Below are 21599 nucleotides of genomic sequence, written 5' to 3' on the forward strand. Positions count from 1 at the left end.
CTTCTTTTAAAAACGCGTTATTTATATTCTGAAAACATATCATCTGTCAAGGGCAAACGCATTCTCTGTTTTACCCATACACATCATCCGCTTCCGGTCATTCCACCGTTACCGACTTGGCAAGATTACGCGGTCGGTCTACATCCATGCCTTTACATACGGCTATGTGATAAGCGAGCAGTTGCAAGGGAACCGTAGTTATTAACGGGCCAAGACATTCCATTGTTTCGGGAAGTTCGATACAAATGTCAGCGATTTTACCGATAACCGTATCTCCCTTGGTAACAATCGCTATCACCCTGCCTTTGCGCGCTTTAATTTCCTGTATATTGCTCAGTACTTTTTCGTACAATCCGTTCTGTGTGGCAATGACCACCACCGGCATTTCCGCATCTATCAAAGCAATAGGCCCATGCTTCATTTCGGCGGCCGGATAGCCTTCCGCATGGATGTACGAGATTTCTTTCAGCTTCAAAGCGCCTTCCAACGCTACGGGATAACTGTAACCGCGTCCCAGATAGATAAAATTGTGTACGTAAGTGAAGATTTTAGAAAGCTCCGCTATACGGTCGTTCAGCTTCAGCACCTCTTTCATCTTTCCAGGAATCTGTCCGAGTTCCCTCACTATGGCGAGGTATTGCGTTTCATCAATCGTATGCTTCTCCCGTGCAAGAGTCAATGCCAACATGGTGAGCACAGTTACCTGACCTGTAAAGGCTTTGGTGGACGCCACACCTATTTCCGGCCCTACATGAATGTAAGACCCCGTATTCGTAGCGCGCGGAATACTCGAACCGATAGCATTACAGATGCCATATATAAATGCACCACGGCTTTTGGCAAGTTCTATGGCAGCCAGCGTATCGGCTGTCTCCCCGCTTTGCGAAATGGCAATCACCACATCACTACTGTCAATCACCGGGTCCCGGTAACGAAATTCCGAAGCATACTCCACTTCCACCGGAATGCGGCAGAAACTCTCTATCAGATGTTTGCCTATAAGCGCAGCGTGCCACGACGTGCCACAAGCCACAATTACAAAACGTTTGGCAGCAAGCAGACGTTCTTTATAATCTATAATGGCGGAAAGCACCACGTTAGTACCCTCCAGATTAATGCGTCCGCGCATACAGTCGTGAATACAATCGGGTTGCTCAAAAATCTCCTTCAACATGAAATGCGGATAACCGCCCTTCTCCAACTGACCGAGATTGAGCGCCACCGTCTTTACCTCGTGCGGGCACTCCACATTCTTGAGATTCACCACTTTCAGTTTCTCCCCACAACGAATAACGGCTATCTCCTCATCTTCCAGATAGACCACCTTGTCCGTATATTCCACAATCGGAGTGGCATCGGATGCCAAGAAGAATTCATCCTGCCCGATACCCACCACCAACGGACTGCTTTTGCGCGCAGCAATAATCTCATCAGGATTCTCCCTGTCGAGCACGGCAATGGCATATGCACCGATAACCTCCTGCAAAGCCAGTTGCACGGCAGTCAGTAAATCGATGCGGTTTATAACCTGAATGTATTCTATGAGTTGTATCAGTACCTCGGTGTCGGTACTACTTTTAAAAGTATAGCCTTTGGCTTGGAGTTTGTCTTTAAGGGCGGCGTAATTTTCAATGATACCGTTGTGAATAAGAGCGAATCTTTCGGAAGAGGAATAATGAGGATGAGCGTTAACGGAACAAGGTTCTCCATGTGTAGCCCAGCGGGTATGTGCAATACCTATACTACCGGAAATATCTTTTTGAGTAACGAAAGTTTCTAAATCCGAAACCTTTCCTTTCGTCTTGTACACGTTCAGTTGTCGGTCATCACTGATTAATGCTACCCCTGCACTATCGTATCCGCGGTACTCCAACCGCTTCAAACCTTTGATAAGAATGGGGTAGGCTTTTCTTTGACCTATATAGCCTACTATTCCACACATAATATATCAGTATTTGATTTGCGCTGCAAAGATATATATTCTTTAGAACATAAAGTTAACCTTTTCACTATTTATTTATCAAAAGAGTAGAAAAAAGTTATTTTATTATCAAAAAGACAAGGAAAATAATATTTTAAAAGCAAAAGGTCGAATTTATAATCTTAAAGCAAACAGACGAAATCTGATTTAAGATTAGAAGAAAACAAAGGGTATTTTCTATCAGATTATAACTTCATCCCCCGGTGTAAGTATTTAACAAGGCACAAATCGAGGAATATTGTTATCAATTTGAAACTAAATATTTATATTTGCCAAACATTTTGATACAACAAATAGGTATTACATAAATTAGAGTAAACCAAAAATGGAAAACAAAGAGCTTTTTAACAACAAAACAAAGAAACAACCCGCACAACGACAGCCCATGCAGTTGGGCCTGTACGATGTCACCAATGAACACGACGCTTGCGGTGTGGGAATGTTAGTGAACATTCACGGCAGCAAATCACATGAATTGGTTGAATCCGCATTGAAAGTATTGGAGAATATGCGTCATCGCGGAGCGGAAGGTGCCGACAACAAGACCGGAGACGGCGCCGGCATCATGTTGCAAATACCGCACGAATTCATCCTGCTGCAAGGCATCCCCGTTCCCGAAAAAGGGAAATACGGAACAGGACTACTTTTTCTTCCGAAAGATGAGAAAGACCGGGCAGCCATCCTGAGTATCATCATTGAAGAAATAGAGAAAGAAGGATTGACGCTGATGCACCTGCGCAATGTGCCTACCTGCCCCGAAATACTGGGTGAGGCCGCACTTGCCAACGAACCCGACATCAAACAAATCTTCATCACCGGATTTACGGACAGTGAAACCGCCGACCGCCGTCTCTATATAATAAGGAAAAGAATAGAAAACAAAGTACGCAGGTCGGATATAGCCGCACGAGAGGATTTCTATATCGTGTCGCTGTCTACGAAGAACATCATCTATAAAGGTATGCTCTCTTCCCTACAGCTACGTAACTACTTCCCCGACCTGACAAACAACTACTTCACCAGCGGACTGGCTCTGGTGCACTCCCGTTTCAGCACCAACACCTTCCCTACATGGGGACTGGCACAGCCGTTCCGTCTCTTGGCGCACAACGGTGAAATTAATACCATACGCGGTAACCGCGGCTGGATGGAAGCGCGTGAAAGCGTCCTGTCCTCTCCCGCCCTTGGCGACATCAAAGAACTGCGTCCCATCATCCAGCCGAACATGAGCGACAGCGCCTCGCTGGACAACGTACTGGAGTTCCTTGTCATGTCCGGCCTCAGCCTACCGCATGCCATGGCAATGCTCGTACCGGAATCCTTCAACGAAAAGAACCCCATCAGCGAAGACCTCAAGGCCTTCTACGAATACCACTCTATCCTCATGGAACCTTGGGACGGACCTGCCGCACTACTCTTCAGCGACGGACGCTATGCGGGTGGTATGTTGGATCGTAACGGTCTGCGTCCCGCACGCTACCTTATTACGCACAACGACATCATGGTAGTGGCAAGTGAAGTCGGCGTAATGGATTTCGAACCGGGCGACATCAAAGAGAAAGGTCGTCTACAACCCGGCAAGATACTTTTGATAGATACCGAGAAAGGCGAGATTTACTACGACGGCGAACTGAAAAAGCAACTTGCCGAAGCCAAGCCCTACCGCACTTGGCTCGCCAGCAACCGCATCGAACTGAACGAACTGAAAAGCGGGCGCAAAGTGCCCCACAACGTGGACAACTATAACAGTATGCTACGTACGTTCGGCTTCTCCAAAGAAGATGTCGAGAAAATCATCCTACCCATGGCATCCAACGGCGCCGAGCCTGTCAGCGCAATGGGTAACGACACCCCGCTTGCCATACTTTCCGACAAGCCGCAACTACTATACAATTACTTCCGCCAACAGTTTGCGCAAGTCACCAATCCGCCTATCGACCCTATCCGCGAAGAGTTGGTAATGTCTCTCACCGAGTACATCGGCGCAGTGGGCATGAACATATTGACTCCCAACGAAAGCCACTGCAAAATGGTACGGCTGAACCACCCCATCCTGACGAATGCGCAATTGGATATTCTCTGCAACATCCGCTATAAAGGCTTCAAGACTGTAAAGTTGCCGATACTGTTTGAAGTCTCCAAAGGACGTGCAGGACTGCAGGAAGCGCTTGACCGCCTGTGCAAGGAAGCCGAAAAGTCCGTCACCGAAGGCGTGAACTACATTGTACTGACCGACCGCAACGTAGATACCGTCCATGCCGCCATCCCCTCATTGCTTGCCGTATCGGCAGTGCACCACCACCTCATTTCGGTAGGAAAGCGCGTACAGACCGCATTGGTCGTGGAAAGCGGCGAGATACGCGAAGTGATGCACGCCGCACTGCTCCTCGGGTTCGGTGCAAGCGCACTGAACCCCTATATGGCATTTGCCGTACTGAACGAACTCGTTGCCAAGAAAGAGGTACAGTTGGACTATGCCACCGCAGAGAAGAATTACATCAAAGCCATTTGCAAAGGCCTGTTCAAGATTATGAGCAAAATGGGTATCAGCACCATCCGCTCCTACCGGGGCGCAAAGATATTCGAGGCTGTCGGGCTGAGCGAAGAATTGAGCAACGCTTACTTCGGCGGATTAAAATCGGCTATCGGCGGCATCCGTTTGGATGAGGTGGCACGTGACGCCATCACTTTTCACGACGAAGGAGAAGCGATGAAAAAGGAAGAAACGCGCATGAAGAATGATGGTGGTGAAGCTCCCCTATTGCCGAACAAAGGACTGTACGCATACCGTAAGGACGGAGAAAAGCACGCTTGGAATCCGGAAACTATCAGTACCCTGCAAATAGCCACCCGTCTGGGCAGTTACAAGAAATTCAAAGAGTTTACCCGCTTGGTCGATGAGAAAGAAAAGCCTATCTTCCTGCGCGACTTTCTCGACTTCCGTCACAACCCCATTTCCATAGACAGGGTGGAACCGGTGGAAAGCATTCTGAAACGTTTCGTTACGGGCGCCATGTCTTTCGGAGCCATCAGTCAGGAAGCGCATGAGGCAATGGCGGTTGCCATGAACAAACTGCACGGGCGAAGCAATACGGGGGAAGGCGGTGAAGATGCCGCACGCTTCGGAACGGAAATGCGCAGTGCCATCAAACAGGTAGCATCCGGACGTTTCGGGGTCACTACGGAATATCTGGTGAATGCCGACGAAATACAGATAAAAGTGGCACAAGGCGCCAAGCCGGGTGAAGGCGGCCAGTTGCCGGGATTCAAAGTAGACCAAGTGATTGCCCGCACGCGCCACTCCATTCCAGGTATTTCATTGATTTCTCCCCCGCCCCATCACGACATCTATTCCATCGAAGACCTGGCACAGCTTATCTTCGACTTGAAGAACGTCAATCCGAAAGCCAAAATCAGCGTGAAGCTGGTAGCCGAAAGCGGTGTGGGAACTATCGCCGCAGGTGTGGCGAAAGCCAAAGCCGACCTCATCGTCATCTCCGGCGCCGAAGGCGGTACAGGCGCATCACCCGCAAGCTCCATCCGATATGCCGGCATCTCGCCCGAACTCGGACTGAGTGAGACGCAACAGACACTGGTACTGAACGGGCTGCGCGGACAAGTGCTGCTGCAAGTGGACGGACAACTGAAAACCGGACGCGACGTAGTACTCATGGCCATGCTCGGTGCGGAAGAATACGGTTTCGCCACCGCTGCCCTCATCGTATTGGGATGCGTGATGATGCGCAAGTGTAACCAAAACACATGTCCCGTAGGTGTAGCCACCCAGAACCCGGAACTGCGCAAACGTTTCATCGGCCGTAGCGAATACCTTGTGAACTACTTTACCTTCCTTGCCCGCGAAGTACGCGAGTATCTGGCAGAGATTGGAGTGGAAAAACTGGATGATATCATCGGGCGTACCGACCTCATCATCCGCAGACCGGATGACGGCATCAAGAAACATCAACTCATCAACTTCGACAAAGTACTGGCGCGTGTGGACAACGGAGCCGCCATCCGCCACATCATAAACCAGCAACACGGCATCGACCGCGTAAAAGACGTGGAAATGCTGAATGCCGCCGCCAATGCCGTAGACGAACAGAAAGAAGTTTCTCTCGAATATACCATCGCCAACACCGACCGCGCCTGCGGTGCGATGCTCTCCGGCGCTATCGCCGCCAAGTACGGCGCAAAAGGCCTGCCCGAACATACACTGAACGTCAAGTTCAAAGGCTCGGCCGGACAGAGTTTCGGAGCATTCCTCGTACCGGGTATCAACTTCAAGCTGGAAGGTGAGGCCAATGACTATCTGGGCAAAGGGCTGAGTGGCGGACGTATCGCCGTACTACCCCCTGTACGCAGCAACTTCGAGGCCGAGAAGAACACAATTGCCGGAAACACCCTTCTGTATGGTGCAACCAGCGGCGAAGTATATATCAACGGTCGCGTAGGCGAACGCTTTGCCGTCCGCAACTCCGGTGCAATAGCCGTTGTAGAGGGTGTGGGTGACCATTGCTGCGAATACATGACCGGCGGACGTGTAGTGGTGCTCGGACAGACGGGACGTAACTTTGCCGCAGGTATGTCCGGTGGTGTGGCCTACGTCTGGAACAAAGACGGAAACTTCGACTACTTCTGTAACATGGAAATGGTGGAACTAAGCCTCATTGAAGAAACCTCATACCGCAAGGAGTTGCACGAACTCATCCGCCAGCATTATCTCTACACCGGTTCCAAACTGGCGCGCATCCTACTCGATGACTGGACGCACTACGTAGACGAGTTTATCCAAGTAGTCCCTATCGAGTACAAGAAAGTGCTGCAAGAAGAACAGATGAAGAAGCTGCAACAGAAGATTGCGGATATGCAAAGAGACTATTAAATTAAAAATTGAGAATTGAGAATTAAAAAATACAGAATAGTGCGTACTTACAAATTCCACGTTCTTTTTAATTTTCGATTCTCTGAGTATTATTTCTTAATTTTCAATTTTTAATTCTCAATTTATCAATCATGGGCGATTCAAAAGCATTCTTAAATATCCCCCGCCAAGAAGCGGGCTACCGTCCGATACACGAACGTATCACAGATTTCAGCCAGGTGGAACAGACGCTGAACAGTCACGACCGCAAGCTCCAAGCCTCACGCTGTATGGAGTGCGGTGTACCTTTTTGCCATTGGGCATGTCCGTTGGGCAACAAGCAACCGGAGTTTCAAGACGCACTCTGCAAAGGAAAATGGCGCGAAGCCTATCAAGTACTGAACGAGACGAATGATTTCCCCGAATTTACGGGACGTATCTGCCCCGCACTTTGTGAGAAGTCATGTGTGCTGAAACTCTCCTGCGATGCTCCCGTAACCATCCGCGAGAATGAGGCAGCCATTGCCGAAGCCGCTTTTCGTGAAGGATATATCGTGCCTGTCCGCCCCGAACGCAATGGCTGGAAAATAGCTGTCATCGGTGCAGGGCCTGCCGGGCTGAGCGTTGCCGCACGGCTGAATGCCCGTGGCTACGAAGTCACGATATTCGATTCCAAACCGATGCCGGGCGGACTGCTTCGCTACGGTATTCCCAATTTCAAACTACCCAAAGAAGTGATAGACCGTCGCATGAATGTACTGAAAGCCGAAGGTATCCGGTTTGAAATGGGTGTCTGCATCGATATGCAGAAGCTGCCCGCAGGTTTCGATGCTTACGCCGTCTGCACAGGCACTCCCACTGCCCGTGACCTTACCATCCCCGGCCGTGAACTGAAAGGTATCTACTTTGCCCTCGATATGCTGGCTCAACAGAACCGTATCCTCGACGGAGAGACATTCCCGAAAGAGCAGCTTGTCAATGCCCGTGGCAAACGGGTGCTTGTCATTGGCGGTGGCGACACAGGCTCGGACTGCATCGGCACGAGCATCCGCCAAGGAGCTACGAGCGTGACACAAATAGAAATCATGCCACAACCACCCGTAGGCCACAATGACGCTACGCCCTGGCCGCAATGGCCCGTTGTCCTGAAAACCACTTCCAGTCACGAAGAAGGATGCACACGCCGCTGGTCACTGGCATCCAACAGATTCATCGGCAAGAACGGAAAGGTTTGCGGCGTGGAAGTGGAAGAAGTGGAATGGCTTCCGGCAAAAGACGGTGGCCGCCCCACCATGAAACCTACGGGTAAGAAAGAAGTCATTGAAGCCGATATGGTGCTGTTGGCTATGGGCTTCCTCAAACCGGAACAGCCGACATTTGCAGAGAATGTATTCGTGGCGGGAGATGCCGCCAATGGTGCAAGTCTCGTAGTACGTGCACTGGCTGACGGTCGCAAAGTAGCCCGGCGGATTGACCAATACTTCAACCGGTAGTTTTGCGGCAACGAAAAAAGTTTCAAAGAGGGATACCAAGAGTTTCAACGCATGAAACTTTCTGTCCCCCGGTGTGAAACGACTCGTTTCAACGCTTGAAACAATCCGTTCCAACGGACGAAACTGCTGGTCTCACCCGATACAACTAACATCATCCCGATATCAACTTCTAAAACAACTACAACCATGTGTGGAATAGCAGGTATTTTCAACATAAAATCCCAGACTCCGGAACTCAGGAGTAAAGCTTTAAAAATGGCACAGAAAATCCGCCATCGCGGACCGGACTGGAGCGGTATTTATGTAGGCGGCTCCGCAATCCTTGCACACGAGCGGCTTTCTATCGTCGACCCTCAATCGGGTGGGCAACCTCTGTACTCGCCCGACCGCAAGCAAATCCTTGCCGTCAACGGTGAGATATACAACCACCGCGATATCCGTGCACATTACGCCGGAAAGTACACCTTTCAGACGGGTTCGGACTGCGAAGTCATCCTCGCCCTCTACAAAGACAAGGGCATCAATTTCCTCGAAGAACTGAACGGTATCTTCGCCTTTGCCCTCTACGATGAAGAGACGGACGATTACCTCATAGCCCGCGACCCCATCGGAGTGATACCTTTATATATAGGCCGCGACAAGGAAGGCCGCATCTACTTCGGCAGCGAACTGAAAGCTCTCGAAGGCTTCTGCGACGAGTACGAGCCTTTCCTGCCCGGACACTATTACCGGGGACGTGAGGGTAAAATGCACCGCTGGTACACTCGCGACTGGATGCAATACCTTGCCGTAAAAGACAACTATCATACTGGTTACCCTGACGTCAATGCCACAACCTACCAAACTCAGGTTTCCGCCGTACATGATGCCCTCGAAGCCGCCGTACAGCGCCAACTTATGTCGGACGTACCTTACGGCGTGTTGTTGTCCGGCGGGCTGGACTCTTCCGTAATCTCGGCCATCGCCAAGAAATACGCCGGAAAACGTATTGAGACGGACAACAAGGCAGATGCGTGGTGGCCTCAACTCCACTCTTTTGCAGTAGGCTTGAAAGGTGCTCCCGACCTCATCAAAGCACGTGAAGTGGCGCAATACATCGGCACTATCCACCATGAAATAAACTACACCATTCAAGAAGGGCTGGACGCCATTCGCGATGTCATCTACTTCATCGAAACCTACGACGTAACCACTGTCCGCGCATCCACGCCCATGTACTTGCTGGCGCGTGTCATCAAGAGCATGGGCATCAAGATGGTACTTAGTGGTGAAGGTGCGGACGAAGTATTCGGCGGCTACCTCTACTTCCACAAAGCGCCCACACCACAAGCCTTCCATGAAGAAACAGTACGTAAACTCTCCAAACTGTACCTTTACGATTGCCTGCGCGCCAACAAGAGTCTTGCCGCTTGGGGCGTGGAAGGACGTGTCCCGTTTCTCGACAAAGAATTTCTGGATGTAGCCATGCGACTGAATCCTGCCACGAAGATGTGTCCCGGAAAAGAAATTGAAAAGAAAGTGGTTCGCGAAGCCTTTGCGGCTATGCTGCCCGAAAGCGTCGCATGGCGTCAGAAAGAACAATTTTCCGATGGTGTGGGTTACAGCTGGATTGATACGCTGAAAGCTGTCACTGCCGCTGCCGTCAGTGATGAACAGATGCTGAAAGCCTCCGAACGCTTCCCCGTAAACACACCGATGAACAAAGAGGAATACTACTACCGCACTATTTTCGAGGAGCACTTCCCCAGCGAGAGTGCCGCCCGCAGTGTACCCAGCGTACCGAGTGTAGCCTGTTCCACCGCCGAAGCATTGGCATGGGACGTCTCATTCCAAGGGAAAAACGACCCTAGCGGACGCGCCGTTGCCGGTGTGCACGAAGAAGCCTACAAGGACTGAACCTTAAAAAAAGTAACCACACGGCAAATGCAACGGATTTTTAATATACTTTCTGTTTCATATTCGTAAGCTTATGCTACCTTTGCGAAAGAACGATGAAAATAATTAATTCTAAAGCCCATGAAACTGAAAAGCCTTATTATCACTTCCGCCCTGCTACTTGCCGCTTGTGGCTATACACAGGCACAGTCCACCCAAGTCATTGCTCACCGCGGCTTCTGGAAAACAGACGGTTCGGCACAGAATTCCATTGCCGCACTGGTGAAAGCCGACTCCATAAATTGTTACGGTTCCGAGTTCGATGTATGGCTCACCGCCGACAACCAACTTGTAGTAAACCACGACAGCACTTTCAAGGGAGTGAATATGCAGAAATCCACCGCACAACAGTGTACCGCCGTCATACTGGACAACGGAGAGCAACTCCCCACCCTGCGGCAATACTTGGAGAAGGCCGGACAACTGAAAACGCGCCTTATTCTGGAACTGAAATCCCACAAGACACCCGAACAGGAAACACGTGCTGTAGAAAGTATCGTGAAGATGGTGAAAGACATGAGATTGGAGAACCGCATGGAATACATCGCTTTCTCGCGACACGCCACCAAAGAATTTATCCGTCTTACCCCCAAAGGAACTCCGGTATATTATCTGGAAGGCGACCTCTCTCCCAAAGAACTGAAAGAATGGGGATGCGCCGGACCCGACTATCACTTCAGCGTATTCAAAAGACATCCCGAATGGATTAAAGAGTCCCACGACTTGGGCATGAAAGTAAATGCTTGGACCGTAAACGATGCCAAAGACATGAAGTGGTTGATTGACCACGGTGTGGATTTCATCACTACCAACGTCCCCGTAGAACTGCAAGAAATATTACAGTAAAAGCATCAGCTTACAATACATTTAGAAAGTTATTATAGACAAGCTGCTTCATTCTGAAAACAATGAAGCAGCTTTTATATTTCAAAAAGGTAGTAATAAGCGAATAAAACAATCATTTTTATTATTCCCCCGCAAGAATACGAGAGCATTATATTACAATCTTTACGAATATAGCATCATATACTTTTAAATTGAAAGGGAAATCGTATATATTTGCACTGAATGAAAACCGGAATAGAAATAAATAGAAAACAGATATCAATATAGATAAAAATCATCCAAAACGTCGTATATTTGCATTGAAATAAAACAAAAGGATATAATCAACTAACCAAGTAAGTACAAAATGACAAGAAGCATAAAGTTTACCAAGATGCATGGCGCAGGAAACGACTACATATATGTAGACACTACCCGCTATCCTATCGAGAACCCGGAGAAACTCTCGAAGAAATGGAGCGCACCGCATACGGGAATCGGCAGTGACGGTCTGGTACTTATAGGGCGCTCCGACAAAGCCGATTTCAGCATGCGCATTTTCAATGCGGACGGTTCGGAAGCCAAGATGTGCGGCAATGCCAGCCGATGCATCGGCAAATACCTTTATGACTACAAACTGACTTCCAAAACAGAAATCACACTCGATACCCTGTCCGGCATCAAGATTCTAAAACTACACGCGACAGGCGATAAAGTAGACACTGTAACCGTTGACATGGGTATTCCGTCTGACGAACCCGTGAACTATGACGGCAAGGGGAGCAAGCCGATGACAGAACATCCCATCGAAATAGACGGCATACGCTATATGGGTACTACCGTATCCATGGGAAACCCGCATCTGGTAATCTTCGTGAACGACATTACGAAGGCAGACCTCTCCTCTATCGGCCCCAAACTGGAGAATCACCCTCTCTTCCCCGACCGCATCAATGTGGAATTTGCCCAAGTATTGGAAGAGGGAAAGATAAGGATGCGCGTATGGGAACGGGGTTCGGGCGTCACCCAAGCCTGTGGAACAGGAGCCTGTGCCACAGCCGTAGCCGCTTTCCTCACAGGACGTGCCGGAAGAAAATCAATCATCGTCATGGATGGAGGAACACTCACCATTGAATGGGATATAGCCACCAAGCACGTCTTTATGACGGGAGAGGCAACCAAGGTGTTCGAGGGAGAGATGGAGACGGATGAAGAATTATGAATGAGTATACGCTTTTGTGCCACATGGCAATTCTTCATTATTAATTCATCATTATTAAATAATTAAACCAACAGAGATATGGCATTAGTTAATGAACATTTTTTGAAACTGCCCGGAAGTTACTTATTTTCGGACATAGCTAAGAAGATTAATACTTTCAGGATAACGCACCCTAAAAAAGAAGTCATCCGTCTGGGTATCGGAGACGTTACCCGTCCGCTGCCGCAAGTTTGCATCGAAGCGATGCACAAGGCAGTGGATGAGATGGCTGATGCCAAGACATTCCGCGGATACGGTCCTGAACAGGGTTATGACTTTCTGATTGATGCCGTTATCAAACACGATTACGCGACACGCGGCGTTCATTTCAGCCCACAGGAAATCTTCATCAACGACGGAGCCAAGAGCGATACGGGAAACATAGGCGACATACTCCGCCATGACAACAGTGTGGGAGTAACCGACCCTATCTACCCCGTCTACATTGACAGCAACGTAATGTGCGGACGCGCCGGCATATTGGAAAAAGACGGCAAATGGAGCAATGTAACCTATATGCCCTGTACGGCCGAAAACAACTTTATCCCCGAAATACCGGACAAACGTATCGACATCGTCTACCTCTGTTACCCCAACAATCCTACGGGTACTACCCTTACCAAACCCGAACTGAAAAAGTGGGTGGACTATGCCCTTGACAACGACACGCTTATCCTATTTGATGCCGCCTACGAGGCTTTCATCCAAGAGGACGATGTGCCCCACTCCATATACGAAATAAAAGGGGCGAAAAAATGCGCCATCGAGTTCCGCAGTTTCTCAAAGACCGCCGGATTTACAGGCGTGCGCTGCGGCTACACCGTAGTACCGAAAGAACTGACCGCTGCTACGCTGGAAGGTGAACGTATCTCCCTCAACAAACTGTGGAACCGCCGCCAATGCACCAAGTTTAATGGTACAAGCTACATTACCCAGCGTGCCGCCGAAGCCATCTACACCGCAGAAGGCAGACGGCAGGTAAAAGAAACGATTGACTACTATATGAACAACGCCCGCACCATGAAAGAAGGACTGGAAACATCCGGGCTGGAAGTGTACGGCGGTGTGAACGCCCCATACATCTGGCTGAAAACCCCAAACGGCATAAGCTCTTGGCGGTTCTTCGAACAAATGTTGTACGAAGCCAATGTAGTGGGTACTCCGGGTGTAGGCTTCGGGCCAAGCGGTGAGGGATATATCCGCCTGACCGCTTTCGGCAAACACGAAGACTGTGTGGAAGCCATGAAACGCATCCGCAACTGGCTGAAATAAAAGTGAAGAATATAAACATCCTACTATTTAATAGTTCAAGCGCAATACTATACTAACAGAACCGGACTGATCATCCGCAATTTTTCTAACTAAAAAGGTAAGAAGGTATGAAAACAAGAAACACAAAATTAGGAGTAATAGCAATAACGTTACTATCAGCTGCAATGCCTTTCACGGCAAAGGCACAGGACAAAGTAAAAGCATCCGTAGGCGCAGACATCGTAAGCGGCTACATCTGGCGCGGACAAGACTTGGGCGGTGTAAGCCTTCAACCCAACGCATCCATCGCCTATAAAGGTTTGTCTTTGGAAGCATGGGGATCGGTAGGTATTGAAAAGACAGATGCCGACGGTTACGATGCTAAAGAGTTCGACCTCACACTGGGCTACTCCACCGGTGGTTTTAGCGTATCAATCACTGATTATTGGTATAATACCGGAGCAGGTTACTTCCACTACGGTGCCCACAATACAACCCACCTGTACGAAGCCCAAGTGGGTTACGACTTCGGACCGGTAGCAGTAAACTGGTACACCAATTTTGCCGGAGACGACGGTGTCAAGGAGAATGGTGACAGAGCCTATTCATCCTATATCTCCATAGCCGCTCCGTTCAAATTGGGCGGACTTGACTGGACAGCCGAAGTAGGCGCCACTCCATGGGAAACGGACTTCTACGGAGCAAGCGGATTTGCCGTATGCGACGTCAGCCTCGGAGCTACAAAGGATATCAGGATAACCAATTCATTCTCCCTGCCACTCTTTGCCAAAGCTACTTGGAATCCCTGTTCGGAAAGAGCATACTTCGTAGTAGGATTAAGTTTTTAAGAACAATAAAACACTTAAGGTATGAAAAAGATTGAAGCTATCATCCGCAAAACCAAATTCGAGGAAGTGAAAGACTCACTCCTCGAAGCAGATATCGAATGGTTCTCTTATTACGATGTAAGAGGTATCGGAAAATCCAGACAAGCCCGTATTTACCGTGGTGTACTGTACGACACCAGTTCCATCGAACGTATCCTCATCTCTATCGTTGTACGCGATAAAAACGCAGAAAAGACAGTACAAGCTATCATCAAAGCCGCACAAACCGGCGAAATCGGCGATGGCCGTATCTTCGTCATCCCCATTGAAGACGCTATCCGCATCCGCACCGGAGAACGGGGTGACATTGCCCTCTATAATGCCGAACAGGAAAGATAACCGGCAGCACTCAACCCACAGGATTTTCATTGAGCGGCGTGCTCAGTGAAAAACAAAATACAAGTACAACTAAAAAACCAAAAGATTATGGACAAATATATGAAACGCAGTTTCACAAAACTGCGTACGGCCCTTGCTATACTCATAGCTTGCTGCCTCACAACAGATATGTATGCACAAACCGCCGTAGCTGCGGATAGTGTGGCAACCGATACCGTCGCCCAGTTGGTTTCCGGTGTCAACACCGTCTGGATGTTACTTGCAGCCATGTTGGTATTCTTTATGCAACCGGGCTTCGCATTGGTGGAAGCCGGTTTCACCCGCACCAAGAACACCGCCAACATACTGATGAAAAACTTTGTGGACTTCATGTTCGGCTCACTTCTTTACTGGCTGGTAGGTTTCGGCATCATGTTCGGTTTAGGCGACTTCTTCGGAACTCCTCACCTCATGAGCCTGTTGTTCGATAGCAATGGCCTGCCCGACCCCGCTTCATTGCCTACCGAAGGTTTCCTCGTATTCCAAACCGTATTCTGCGCCACTTCCGCCACAATTGTTTCGGGAGCTATGGCAGAGCGTACAAAGTTTTCCATGTATCTGGTTTACACAATCTTCATCAGCGTACTGATTTATCCCGTTTCCGGGCACTGGACTTGGGGTGGAGGATGGCTGATGAACGGTGAAGCAGGTTCCTTCATGACGGAAACATTCGGAACTACCTTCCACGATTTCGCAGGTTCTACCATTGTACACTCCGTAGGCGGTTGGATTGCATTGGTAGGTGCAGCTATCCTCGGTCCGCGCATCGGCAAGTACGGCAAAGACGGCCGGTCAAAAGCCATCCCCGGACACAACCTCACCATTGCGGCACTGGGCGTGTTCATCCTATGGTTCGGATGGTTCGGTTTCAACCCCGGCTCTCAGTTGGCGGCAGCCACTACCGAGGATCAGGTAACTGTCTCGCTCGTATTCCTCAACACTAACTTGGCAGCTTGCGCTGGTGGTTTCTTTGCCCTGGCCGTCAGTTGGCTGAAATACGGCAAACCGTCCCTGTCACTCACGCTGAACGGTATTTTGGCGGGATTGGTAGGCATTACGGCAGGATGCGACGCCGTTGCTCCGCTGGGTGCGGTCATCATCGGCGCCATCTGTGGCGTACTGATGATATATGCCGTAGAATTCATTGACAAAGTACTGAAAATTGACGACCCCGTAGGCGCATCTTCCGTACACGGCGTATGTGGTTTCACGGGAACGGTACTTACCGGACTGTTCTCTACCAGTGAAGGTCTGTTCTACGGTGCGGGTGCGGGCTTCCTCGGAGCACAGATATTCGGTGCGGTAATTGTCGGACTTTGGGCGGCAGGTATGGGCTTCATCATCTTCAAAGTACTCGACAAGATACACGGCTTGCGTGTTCCGGCTCGCGTGGAGGAAGAAGGACTTGACATCTACGAGCACGGAGAGTCCGCTTACAACTAAAACAAGTTTTTTATTCTATCATATATTTATAAACCAACAATTACAATTCTAAGGTATTATGTCAAAATTGAGATTCAGAGTAGTAGAGACGGCGTTCAAGAAGAAACCCGTTGCAGTGGCAGTCCCGGCGGAACGCCCGTCGGAATACTTCGCCAAGTATGTATTCAACAAGGAAAAGATGTTCAGGTATCTGCCGAGCAAGGTATATGCCAAACTGATTGATGTAATTGACAACGGTGCGCCGCTGGACCGCAGTATTGCCGATGAAGTGGCGGCGGGAATGAAGAAATGGGCGCTTGAGATGGGAGCCACCCACTACACGCACTGGTTTCATCCGCTCACCGAAGGCACTGCCGAAAAACACGACGCTTTTGTGGAGCACGACGGCAAGGGCGGCATGATGGAAGAATTCACAGGCAAGTTGCTTGTGCAGCAGGAACCGGACGCATCCAGCTTCCCCAACGGCGGTATCCGCAACACGTTCGAGGCACGCGGATATTCAGCATGGGACCCCTCTTCTCCCGCGTTCATAGTAGATGATACGCTCTGCATTCCTACCATCTTCATTGCCTACACGGGTGAATCTCTTGACTACAAAGCGCCGTTACTCAAAGCACTGCGTGCAGTGGACAAGGCAGCGGTAGACGTATGCCGCTACTTCAACCCGGACGTAAAGAAAGTAGTGGCGTACTTGGGCTGGGAACAGGAGTACTTCCTGATTGACGAAGGCCTTTACGCCGCCCGCCCCGACCTGTTGATGACCGGCCGCACACTGACCGGACACGATAGTGCCAAGAACCAACAACTCGAAGACCACTACTTCGGCGCCATCCCTCCGCGTGTGGCAGCCTTTATGAAGGAGTTGGAAATCGAAGCGTTGAAACTCGGAATCCCCGTCAAGACCCGCCACAACGAGGTAGCTCCCAACCAATTCGAGTTGGCTCCTATCTTCGAGGAATGCAACCTTGCAGTAGACCACAATATGCTCATCATGGCTCTGATGCGCAAGGTGGCACGTAATCACGGCTTCCGAGTACTGTTGCACGAAAAGCCGTTCAAGGGTGTCAACGGCAGCGGCAAGCACAACAACTGGTCGTTGGGTACGGACACGGGCATCCTGCTCCATGCCCCCGGCAAACTGCCCGAAGACAACCTACGCTTCATCACCTTTGTAGTAAATACCTTAATGGCAGTCTACAAACATAACGGATTACTGAAAGCCAGCATCTCCAGCGCCACAAACGCCCACCGACTGGGAGCGAATGAAGCGCCTCCTGCAATCATATCCAGCTTCCTCGGCAAGCAGTTGAGCCAGGTTCTGGAACATATTGAGGAAAGCACTAAGGATAACCTCATCAGCCTCAGCGGCAAACAGGGCATGAAGCTGGACATTCCACAGATACCCGAGCTAATGATAGACAACACCGACCGTAACCGTACCAGCCCGTTTGCCTTTACGGGCAACCGCTTCGAGTTTCGTGCCGTAGGTTCGGAAGCCAACTGCGCCAGCGCCATGATTGCCCTGAACTCCGCTCTTGCCGAGCAACTGGTAGAATTCAAGAAGGATGTAGACGAACTTATCGGAAAGGGTGAACCGAAGATTTCGGCTATCCTCGACGTTATCCGTAAATACATCAGGATATGCAAGCCCATTCACTTCGACGGTAACGGCTACAGCGACGAATGGAAAGCCGAGGCCAAAAAACGCGGTCTGGACTGCGAAACCAGTGTACCCCTCATCTTCGACAACTATCTGAAGCCCGAAAGCATCCGTATGTTCGAGTCTGTAGGCGTAATGACGCAAAAGGAACTGGAAGCCCGCAACGAAGTGAAGTGGGAGACCTATACCAAGAAAATTCAGATTGAAGCCCGCGTGCTCGGTGACTTGGCGATGAATCACATCATTCCCGTAGCCACTCAATATCAGACGGATTTGATAGACAATGTCTACAAAATGAAAGACCTCTTCCCGGCAGAGAAAGCTGCAAAACTGTCTGCCAAGAATTTGGAACTCATCGAAGAGATTGCCGACCGTACCACCTTCATCAAGGAACATGTAGATGCCATGATAGAAGCCCGCAAGGTTGCCAACAAGATTGAATGTGAACGCGACAAAGCCATCGCTTATCACGACAACATCGTACCGATGATGGAAGAAATCCGCTATCACATCGACAAGTTGGAACTCATCGTTGACAACCAGATGTGGACATTACCGAAATACAGGGAACTGTTGTTTATAAGATAAAGAGCTATTTCAGACATACAAACTCTGAAACCGGAAATTATCTATTTCTTTTGTTGGTTGTTTTAAGTTTGCAGGGGAAAGGAGTGCCGTGATGGTAGTTCTTTCCCCTTTTTTATCCGGCAGACAGCAGCCTGAAGAGGAAAACAGATTATCTTTGTCCCCAATTACAAATAAACACATTATGAAAGACCTGCGTACACGCCATACAGCATTGCTGCTGTTTACATTCTTGCTGGCATCGGTATCCTTATCCGCACAGACCGGCTTACAGCAGAAACTAAGTGAGATTTCCGCCATAACGGAAACCCAACCGTTGGAATCTACCGAGTTTTCGGAGAAGTATGTAACCTATTTCACCCAGCCGCTCGACCACCGGCATCCCGAGAAAGGAAGTTTCCGCCAGCGGGTTATCGTGGCGCATGCGGGCTTCGATCGTCCCACGGTCATTATAACCGAAGGGTATGGAGCCGCCTACGCGCTCAAGCCCCAATATCGCGAGGAACTTTCCAGGCTCCTCAATGCCAATATGGTATTTGTGGAATACCGCTATTTCCTGGAATCCACTCCCGAACCCAAAGACTGGCGATACCTTACAGCCGAAAGTTCCGCCGATGATTTGCACGCGGTAACAACCGCATTCAAAAACATATATCCCGGAAAATGGATTGCTACCGGTATCAGCAAAGGCGGACAGACCGCCCTGCTCTACCGCACATTCTATCCGGACGATGTGGATGTATCCGTTCCTTATGTGGCTCCCCTCTGCTACGGAACAGAGGACGGCCGTCACGAACCGTTCCTCAAAAAAGTGTCTACGGATGAAGACCGTAAAAGAATTACCGACTTCCAGCTGGAAATCCTGAAACGCAAAGCGGCCTTACTCCCCCTTTTCGAGAAATACTGCACCGAACAGGAGTATAAGTTCCGTGCTCCTATCGAAGAGATATACGACTATTCGGTACTGGAATATTCATTCGCGCTCTGGCAATGGGGTACTCCCGTCGGCAGCATCCCGCTACCCACAGCCACCGACGCAGAACTCATAGCCCACCTGCTGGCCATCAGCGACCCGTCCTATTTCACAACCGACAGTACCAACGCCTCTTTCTTCGTACAGGCCGCACGCGAATTGGGCTATTACGGCTACGACACCCGTCCTTTCAAAAAGTATCTCTCCATCAAGTCCGGCAAAGGCTACCTGCATCGCCTGATGCTTCCCGAAGAACTGAAAGATATGCCTTTTGACAAGACACTCAGTAAGAAGATTAAGGGATTCTTGCAAAAGAACGACCCGAAAATGATATTCATCTACGGTGAAAACGATCCCTGGACGGCTGCCGGAGTTACCTGGCTCAAAGGGAAAAAGAATATTCACGTATTCATTCAGCCGGGCGGCAGCCATCTGGCACGCATCTCCACACTGCCCGAAAAGGAGAAAGAAGAAGTGATGAAGCTACTAAACGAATGGTTGCGGTAAACGCACCCGTTCTTTCGCAGCATCCTGTTTCTGCCGCATAAGGGAAAAGACACAAACGGAAAAGGGCTGCCTCAGCGATTGAGACAGCCCCTTTTATATCAAACATACCTACTCTTACCACTCAAGGAATTTTCCCCTCTCCCTGCGTTTCTGCAACTCTTCTTTCAAGAAGCGCTGACGGTCTTTGGCGATATAGCGGCGGGCGAATATATTGGGCACAGCCACCCCTAACGCGATGCAGAGAATAATCAGCGAAGCATTGATACCGTTGGACACAGCCACCGTCACCTCACCTACCACTCCGTGCATATTGATGAGGGCAACCAGCGCACGATACATCAGCACCCCCGGAATCATCGGAATGACAGAGGGAATGGTCAGCACGTGATTGGGCACATGAAACCAGTGGACGGCTTTCACCGCCACCAGGCTCACCACCATAGCTCCCGTAAAGGAACCGATGACAGGACCGAGCCCCAACTCGAAGTTGACAAAGTTACGCGTACATACGGCAAGGATTCCCCCGACGGCAACCACCCACAACAGACGGCGCTGGATATTGAATATCATGGAGAAACCCATCGCGGATATGGCCGCCGCAATGGCGTATATATAATAAGGATCGTGCGGAACCATGCTCAGTTCGCTGAACTTCTTGTCAATCACCACATCTTCCATAGCCAGCAGGCGCATGGCTATCACAATGCCGAAAGCCATGGCACACACCATCAGCACCGTATTGACGGCACGCACGATTCCCACCTGTATGTAATTGTCAATCATGTCGTCCACAAAGTTTATAATAGGCACTCCCGGCACGATGAACAGCGCGCAAGCCAGCAACGGATGATACGGAGTTCCCGACAGCCCTGTAAAAGTAGTGATGTAAGCAAGGCAGGTGGACACCAATGCCGCGATGGCGATACTCATATATAGATTGATGCCGAACTCCACGCAACGCGCGCGAACACGAAAACCGGCAAAAGCGGCGATAGAGGCGAATAAGAAAGCGATCCAGTCGCCGCCGAACAACTTACAGAAACCGCCGCAGGCAAACCCCGCTCCGATGGCTACGAGATAGGGAGTATAGTTCCGCTTCTTTCCTTTTATCTTCTCCAATTCTTCCTCGTAGCGGTCGAGCGAATAATCCTCTTCGATGGCACGCCAGGAAAGCTTGCTGATTTCGGAAATGGCCGTCATGTTGATGCCGTGCTTCTCGCACTTCTGAAATTTGGAATAAGAATGCGATTCGTCACTCAGGTTCACCACCAGCATTGTATAAGTCACGTCAATGTGAAGATTCTCCTCGGGTAGTCCCAAATAAGCCGCAACCCGCTGCATATTGCGCACAATGCGATTGGTATCGGCAGCACTCTCCACTAATATTTTCCCTGTGCGAAGCAATAAATCAAGCTTCCTGCGCAAAATAATTTCTTGCTCAACCATTGTATTATCCATCAAAAATTCTACTAACTACTATCCTGTTTTTTACCTATCCTTAAAGAGGAGTGCAAAGATAGGCAAAATATAGAAAAGAATTTCATATCTCATCGGAA

Annotated in this window: 13 protein-coding genes; 11 read left to right on the forward strand and 2 right to left on the reverse strand. The window is 49.7% G+C overall.

Annotation, left to right across the window (positions count from 1 at the left end):
- Positions 1-97: 97 nt before the first annotated feature.
- A complete protein-coding gene (glmS, locus tag I2F54_RS11405; protein ID WP_195501270.1) occupies positions 98-1942 on the reverse strand; it encodes a glutamine--fructose-6-phosphate transaminase (isomerizing) in 1845 nt (614 codons plus the stop codon).
- A 364-nt stretch (positions 1943-2306) separates the two neighbouring features.
- On the opposite strand from glmS, the gene gltB reads away from it, so the two are divergent.
- The 11 genes from gltB (at position 2307) to I2F54_RS11460 (ending at position 20043) form a co-directional block, all read left to right on the forward strand.
- Positions 2307-6866: a glutamate synthase large subunit gene (gene gltB, locus I2F54_RS11410; RefSeq protein WP_195501271.1), complete on the forward strand. Its 4560-nt coding sequence runs from the start codon at positions 2307-2309 to the stop codon at positions 6864-6866.
- A 131-nt stretch (positions 6867-6997) separates the two neighbouring features.
- On the forward strand, positions 6998-8338 hold the full coding sequence (locus I2F54_RS11415; protein WP_005656729.1) for a glutamate synthase subunit beta: 1341 nt from the start codon (positions 6998-7000) through the stop codon (positions 8336-8338).
- Positions 8339-8524: 186 nt separating this feature from the next.
- Positions 8525-10234: an asparagine synthase B gene (asnB, locus tag I2F54_RS11420; RefSeq protein ID WP_195501272.1), complete on the forward strand. Its 1710-nt coding sequence runs from the start codon at positions 8525-8527 to the stop codon at positions 10232-10234.
- A 120-nt stretch (positions 10235-10354) separates the two neighbouring features.
- Positions 10355-11119, forward strand: coding sequence for a glycerophosphodiester phosphodiesterase family protein (locus I2F54_RS11425; protein ID WP_195501273.1), 765 nt, complete (start codon positions 10355-10357; stop codon positions 11117-11119).
- A gap of 346 nt (positions 11120-11465) precedes the next feature.
- Entirely contained in the window at positions 11466-12320 is an 855-nt protein-coding gene (dapF, locus tag I2F54_RS11430) for a diaminopimelate epimerase (RefSeq protein ID WP_195501274.1), read from the forward strand.
- Between the two features lie 78 nt (positions 12321-12398).
- Positions 12399-13631: an LL-diaminopimelate aminotransferase gene (locus I2F54_RS11435; RefSeq protein WP_009123325.1), complete on the forward strand. Its 1233-nt coding sequence runs from the start codon at positions 12399-12401 to the stop codon at positions 13629-13631.
- A 107-nt stretch (positions 13632-13738) separates the two neighbouring features.
- Complete coding sequence (locus tag I2F54_RS11440; protein WP_005656739.1) at positions 13739-14458, forward strand: hypothetical protein; 720 nt, start codon at positions 13739-13741, stop codon at positions 14456-14458.
- Between the two features lie 21 nt (positions 14459-14479).
- Positions 14480-14836: a P-II family nitrogen regulator gene (locus I2F54_RS11445; protein WP_005656741.1), complete on the forward strand. Its 357-nt coding sequence runs from the start codon at positions 14480-14482 to the stop codon at positions 14834-14836.
- A gap of 87 nt (positions 14837-14923) precedes the next feature.
- Positions 14924-16318: an ammonium transporter gene (locus I2F54_RS11450; RefSeq protein ID WP_118468461.1), complete on the forward strand. Its 1395-nt coding sequence runs from the start codon at positions 14924-14926 to the stop codon at positions 16316-16318.
- A 58-nt stretch (positions 16319-16376) separates the two neighbouring features.
- Entirely contained in the window at positions 16377-18566 is a 2190-nt protein-coding gene (locus tag I2F54_RS11455; protein WP_195501275.1) for a glutamine synthetase III family protein, read from the forward strand.
- Positions 18567-18747: 181 nt separating this feature from the next.
- Positions 18748-20043 carry a S28 family serine protease gene (locus I2F54_RS11460; RefSeq protein WP_195501276.1) on the forward strand — a complete coding sequence of 432 codons (1296 nt, stop codon included), beginning with the start codon at positions 18748-18750 and terminating at the stop codon, positions 20041-20043.
- Between the two features lie 114 nt (positions 20044-20157).
- Here the strand turns inward: I2F54_RS11460 and I2F54_RS11465 are convergent, their stop codons facing one another.
- Positions 20158-21501, reverse strand: a complete 1344-nt coding sequence (locus I2F54_RS11465) for a threonine/serine exporter family protein (RefSeq protein ID WP_009123321.1) — start codon at positions 21499-21501, stop codon at positions 20158-20160.
- Between the last annotated feature and the right edge of the window lie 98 nt (positions 21502-21599).

It is taken from the genome of Bacteroides clarus, assembly GCF_015555825.1.
GTDB lineage: Bacteria > Bacteroidota > Bacteroidia > Bacteroidales > Bacteroidaceae > Bacteroides > Bacteroides clarus.